Source organism: Bartonella sp. AC535YNZD (assembly GCF_042196625.1).
Classification (GTDB): domain Bacteria; phylum Pseudomonadota; class Alphaproteobacteria; order Rhizobiales; family Rhizobiaceae; genus Bartonella.
The window spans coordinates 29,948-35,309 of sequence record NZ_JBHIQP010000003.1; the positions used below are offsets into that span (position 1 = coordinate 29,948).

Here is a 5,362-nt window from a genome sequence, read left to right on the forward strand (position 1 = left end):
AACCTTTATGCCTCCATTGGCACCTCTTCTCCCCAAGCGCTCCACAATCCTCACAGCCCTTGATCAACCACACACACCCTATTACAGTTCCACGTTTTTACGATTTTACAAATTCACAGAAAACAACAAACTTCCGATAAACAGCCCCATTGAAGCCTATCACAAGCCTATCACTCACCATCAACCCTTTCCCCCCAATGCCCTCCATTCCCCCATTCTAATTTTAACGCATTGCACAATCCAACCTTTATGCCTCCATTGGCACCTCTTCTCCCCAAGCGCTCCACAATCCTCACAGCCCTTGATCAACCACACACACGCTATTACAGTTCCACGTTTTTACGATTTTACAAATTCACAGAAAACAACAAACTTCCGATAAACAGCCCCATTAAAGCCTATTACAAGCTTATTATAAGCCTATCACTCACCATCAACCCTTTCCCCCCCCAGAGATCAGCGTAAAATGAGAAAAACAATCGATGCCCTCCTCTCACGTCATGAAGCAATGGCATGATCTAAAACTTATGCCTCCCCCATGACACGAGCACTACGTGCGCTTTTTCAGCGCTGCGTTTAATTGTTTGGTAACCTTGTAATAAGAGATCAAACGCTTGATAAAAGAAATATACAGTGCCACAATGGGTATTGTTAAGAAAAAATCAAAAAAACCCCCCAGCAGAATGATAAAAATCACCGTCCAAAATGCCGCTATTTCGTAATGCATTTTATCCCCTTCTTTTTATAAATTGATTGATTGGGTTGCTTCAGTCACTTCTTCCAATTGCTGAATCTTCTTTTTCAATCGATGAGTTAAAATTTCACGAAGGATCACAACAACAGGGATCGTTGCAAAAATACATACCGATAAAAAAAACCAGAAAAGCAAGAGAATGACAAGATATTCAAATCTGCTCTCATCTATCTCAGCTATCCTTTTAGAGAAACTCACATAGACATAAGCTTTGAAAAACATAATGATGAAAGAGAGGCATGCGTGGAGGATATAATCTTTGCGTGAAAAAGCGAGCCATTTTTTTAACGAATAGAAACTTATCTGTGTTTCTAGTGTTAAGTTTTGTGGCACTCTCTCTTTTTCTTTTCCGCTTTTTTCAAAGAAACAAAAACGCTGTGGATGTTCTTTCATCAAACGTCTTTGTTTTTTCACTCTGTAATAGAGCCTCAAACGCTTGATTAAAGAATAATAAGGCGCCACAATAATCATATTCACAAAAATGGCAAAAACTGTAACTGCATTTAGAAAAAAATATCCAATCGGCAGAAACAAAATAAAAACTGCGGCCTCACCCCTCATGCGTATAACCTCATTGATTAATCTCTTGCTGCTTTATTTTTTCTTTTAGTTTTTTCTTTATTTTTTCCAATTTACGCTCTTTAAAACGATAAATCCCCCACAAAATAGGAAGGGGTGTGAGAAGACAAAACCATATCAACACTGGTAAGAGAAAAATAAGAGAACCAATTCCTTCCCATCTTGTCCATTGCAACGGCTGTACCAGAGATTTTGCACCCGCAGGAACTTCTAAAGCCATCATGATAAGGCATGTATAAAACATGATGAAAAAGCGGTGCCCTATTATTTTACACCGTCCCACCCCTTTACACCTTTCCACTGAAGACACCATAAATTTTCTAAATGAAAAGAAAGACACTTCAAATGTTGCTTTTTTCTCCTGCATTGTTCCCCTCTGCTTTTACGCTTCGCGCTTTTTACGCATTATTTTCAGGTTTAAGCTCTTTTTAATTTATCTAAACTCTTTATTTTTCTCAATAATTTTTTTCATCAATCCTAATTTCTACATCCATATATTCTAACTCCCCATCCTTTATGTAAAGAATATCGGGACGATAGTTTTTTCCATCAACCTCACAAATCGCGTCCTTTTCATAAACAAAATATCCCTGTTGCCTTAATTCTTGTCTTTTTTCCTCGATCAAATTTTCATAAGAATCTCTTCTTCTATTGCACAAATTGGGATCTGTAGCTCTAAAACATTCATAGCTTTCTACCTCCATGGAAAAATCTTTTGCCGCCTGTTGAAGCAAATCGTAACTGGGTTGCTTTGTCTTTTCTACCGCCTGAGCGATCACCATTGCGCGTTCCAGATGCTCTTCTTCAATGCTTGCCTCAAAGCCCAGCTTCTCACCTTCTATAAAGCTTTTGTGATAAGAGTGTAAAGTTTCAACATCGCCCATCAAAGCCAGAGCCGCAAGATAACGCAGGGAATAAGAAGCCAACCGAGGGACCACAGTTTTGTTTTCCCAAGGCAGGATTCTATATTGAGAGTGAAGCATCTTGCCAAGATCAACCTCAGTCATTGCCTCATCGAAAGCTTTCTCGAGTGCACGACGTAAACATCCAACGCTTACCTTTTCTTCAAAAATTTCCAACCCCTTCACATCAAAACTCAATTCAAGAGCAATCAAGCCTCCAGAATTATAAGGGTCTATCGTTTGGCAAGTCGCCGCATGGATACCAGAAACCACCGCAATTGCACAATCAAATCGCGGATACCCCTTCTCAGCATTATAAAGAAACTGCACTTCACGATCTGGTAAATAATAGGTGGCCAAATGATCTCCTTTTCCTTCAATTTCCACCTTCCACCCCAAACTCTTTAAAAGCGCCGTTGCACTTTCCATCGTTAAGATTTCTTCATCAGAAAGAGAAAACTCTTTTTCCTCAGATAACGGCTTAATCATCGGCGTTGCTCCACTAGACGGCTCAAAAGCAACAGGTTGTTCAAGCACGCGGCTTAATTCTTTTGTCACTTGGCAATACAGTCTCACCCGCTTGAAAGTAGAGTAATACAATGCCCAAATAAACATCATGACCACAGCAGAAACCAGCGTGAAAAGCATCAAGCCCACACCCCACGAGAGTACAACAATAATATCAATCATTTTAATATCTATCATTTTCCCCGCCCCTTCATGCGCTGTTTTGTTGAGAAGCGGTTTTTCTTCGCTTCCAGAGTGCTTGCTCCAACATATCGATCTTTTCTTTCAACAGAACCGTGAAAATGATACGAACCACAAAGGCAACAGGGATGAACAAAAAAATAAACCATGATATAAGCCGCATGATTAACAAGAGAGCTGCCACGACATCCCCTTCCCACTCCACCAACTTCCACCCAAGCAACATGGGTACGAAGCGAAGAACCGTTCTCAAAGCTGCCACAATGAAAGCAATACAAAAGATGACTTTATAATTTTTGCGTGTCAGAAACGCTTCTTCAAGCACAAAAGACCGTGGTTCTTTATCCAATGGTGCATTTTTTCCATTGCCCCTCATTTTTTACCCCTCATTTGTCTCAAATTTTTAAGCCATTTTCATGAACCGAAGCTTTCGTCCTCACAATGGATGAGGGTTCATCAATATCAAACGCTTGTATCCCTCATCTTTTATAAAGACAATATCAGCGGTGCATTTTTTTCCATCACCTTCAAACATTGCACGAAGAGAAGTGCTCCTACAATACATGAGAATATATAAAGACCAGTATTCATTTTCTGCCCTCCCTTCACGCGCTGTTTTGTTGGTAAGCCGTTTTTCTTCGCTGCCAGAGTGCTTGATCCAACATATCGATCTTTTTTTTCAACAAACGCGTAAAAATGATGCGGACCACAAAGGCAACAGGAATGAGTACAAAAAGAAGCGTTGATATAAAAACCAATATTAATGTTAAAATGAATAGGATATAATTCCACCACCCTGTCAAATCCCACTTAAAAAACATAAAGAATGCCATTGTAAAAGCTGCCACAATGAAAGCAATGCAAAAGATGACTTTATAATTTTTGCGTGTCAAAAACGCTTCTTCCAGCGCAAAAGACCGTGGTTCTTTATCCAATGGTGCATTTTTTCCATTGCCCCTCATTTTTTTACCCCTCATTTGTTTCAATTTCTAAGCCATTTTCATGAACCGAAGCTTTCGTCCTCACAATGAATGAGGGTTCAATCAATATCAAGCGCTTGTATCCCTCATCTTTTATAAAGACAATATCAGCGGTGCATTTTTTTCCATCACCTTCAAACATCATGTTTTCATCACTCACAGTGTGCCCCCTATTGTCTTAAGGCTTCTCTTTTCTCGTCGATCAAATTTTCATAAAAATATCTTCTTCTATTGCACAAATTTGGATCTATGGTTCTAAAATTCTAAGTGCTCTTTTTATTTTCAGGAAGATAAGCTGCTTTCCAAAGAAGAAGCAAACGAGTGCAAGAAAATCGTAACGAAGTTGCTTTGTCTTTATGACGATTTGAATCATCTAGCAAAACCGGCCCAAATAGATTTTTTCGATATTTTTTTTCAAAGCCCAAACTTTCATCTTCCATAAAGCTTTTATGAGAAAGCTGCCAAATGTTAACATCAGCCCTCAATACCAAAGCCCCAAGGTAGTGCAGCAAAGAAGAGGGCACTTGAGAGATAGAATAATTTCCTTTTCCCAAGGAAGGGTGTTCTATTGAAAGCCAAGCACGCGGCCAAGATCAACCTCAGTCCCAGATCAACCTCATTCATTGCCCTCATCGAAAACTTCCTCAAGTACACGACACGCCCTACGCTTACCTCTTCCTCAAGAAATTTCAATCCCTTTGCCTTAAAATCCACCCCTTTGCCTCAAAGCCTCGTTGTCAATCTGGCAAAGCCCCCAAATGATAAGGATTAATCATTTGGCAAGCCGCAGCATGGATACCAGCGTCTCCAACAATTCCATAACCAAATTGCACAAAACCTTTTTCATCCAGAGATGAGAAACTGTCCTTAGCGGTCTCGTAAATAAATAACAGTCTCGTAAATAAATAAATGTCCCTCTTTTCTTTCAATTTTCCCCCTCCACCCCAAGCTCTTTAAAAACACTGTTGCCCTTTCCATGGAGCAAAAAGTCTTGATCAAAACGTGTGCTTTTGGCTCACCTTCTCTATGCGCCTTGCCTCCACCTGCAAGAAAATGGGTTCTTTTTCCCCAAACACCAGAATATCTTTTGCTTTAAATATAGATTTTTCGCTCTCCATATCGCTTGGTAAGACACATTTTTATGCTTGATAAAAAGAAAATAAGTTACAAGATTTTCTCTCTTTAAGAGAACAGAAACAGCAAGTGAAACCCAAGAGCAGCCCTCTTCACTTATCCCCCTTAAAAGCTCGCAAAAATCCCACTCAAGCAAGAGCACCAACTCAAGCAAGAGCCTCAATTTTTCTCAAAAACACGACACCAATATAAAAAAAGCATAAAACGAGAAGTGTCCCCCATGCTCCTTAATGAACAAGTCAAAAGCAATATACTTAATGGCAATAAAAGCCTCTCTTCACTTTTTTCCCCTCGCCCACTTTTCC

8 protein-coding genes are annotated in these 5,362 nt (G+C 39.7%); 1 reads left to right on the forward strand and 7 read right to left on the reverse strand.

Annotation, left to right across the window (positions count from 1 at the left end; genetic code table 11):
* Positions 1-382: hypothetical protein (locus ACFIM8_RS02790; RefSeq protein WP_375614466.1), on the forward strand; the 382-nt coding region annotated here is incomplete at its 5' end.
* 360 nt (positions 383-742) lie between these two features.
* Here ACFIM8_RS02790 and ACFIM8_RS02795 read toward each other — a convergent pair.
* The 7 genes from ACFIM8_RS02795 to ACFIM8_RS02825 form a co-directional block, all read right to left on the reverse strand.
* Positions 743-1,315 (reverse strand): hypothetical protein, encoded by a 573-nt coding sequence (locus ACFIM8_RS02795; protein WP_375614467.1) that lies wholly within the window; start codon positions 1,313-1,315, stop codon positions 743-745.
* Positions 1,316-1,325: 10 nt separating this feature from the next.
* A complete protein-coding gene (locus ACFIM8_RS02800) occupies positions 1,326-1,577 on the reverse strand; it encodes a hypothetical protein (RefSeq protein WP_375607083.1) in 252 nt (83 codons plus the stop codon).
* A 211-nt stretch (positions 1,578-1,788) separates the two neighbouring features.
* Positions 1,789-2,925 carry a DUF6990 domain-containing protein gene (locus ACFIM8_RS02805; protein ID WP_375614526.1) on the reverse strand — a complete coding sequence of 379 codons (1,137 nt, stop codon included), beginning with the start codon at positions 2,923-2,925 and terminating at the stop codon, positions 1,789-1,791.
* Between the two features lie 28 nt (positions 2,926-2,953).
* Positions 2,954-3,319 (reverse strand): hypothetical protein, encoded by a 366-nt coding sequence (locus ACFIM8_RS02810; RefSeq protein WP_375614468.1) that lies wholly within the window; start codon positions 3,317-3,319, stop codon positions 2,954-2,956.
* Between the two features lie 229 nt (positions 3,320-3,548).
* The gene (locus ACFIM8_RS02815; protein WP_375614469.1) at positions 3,549-3,905 is read right to left on the reverse strand and encodes a hypothetical protein; all 357 of its coding nucleotides are present in this window, start codon (positions 3,903-3,905) and stop codon (positions 3,549-3,551) included.
* A 4-nt stretch (positions 3,906-3,909) separates the two neighbouring features.
* Entirely contained in the window at positions 3,910-4,083 is a 174-nt protein-coding gene (locus tag ACFIM8_RS02820) for a hypothetical protein (protein WP_375607086.1), read from the reverse strand.
* A 577-nt stretch (positions 4,084-4,660) separates the two neighbouring features.
* Positions 4,661-4,852 (reverse strand): hypothetical protein, encoded by a 192-nt coding sequence (locus tag ACFIM8_RS02825; RefSeq protein WP_375614470.1) that lies wholly within the window; start codon positions 4,850-4,852, stop codon positions 4,661-4,663.
* Positions 4,853-5,362 lie beyond the last annotated feature (510 nt).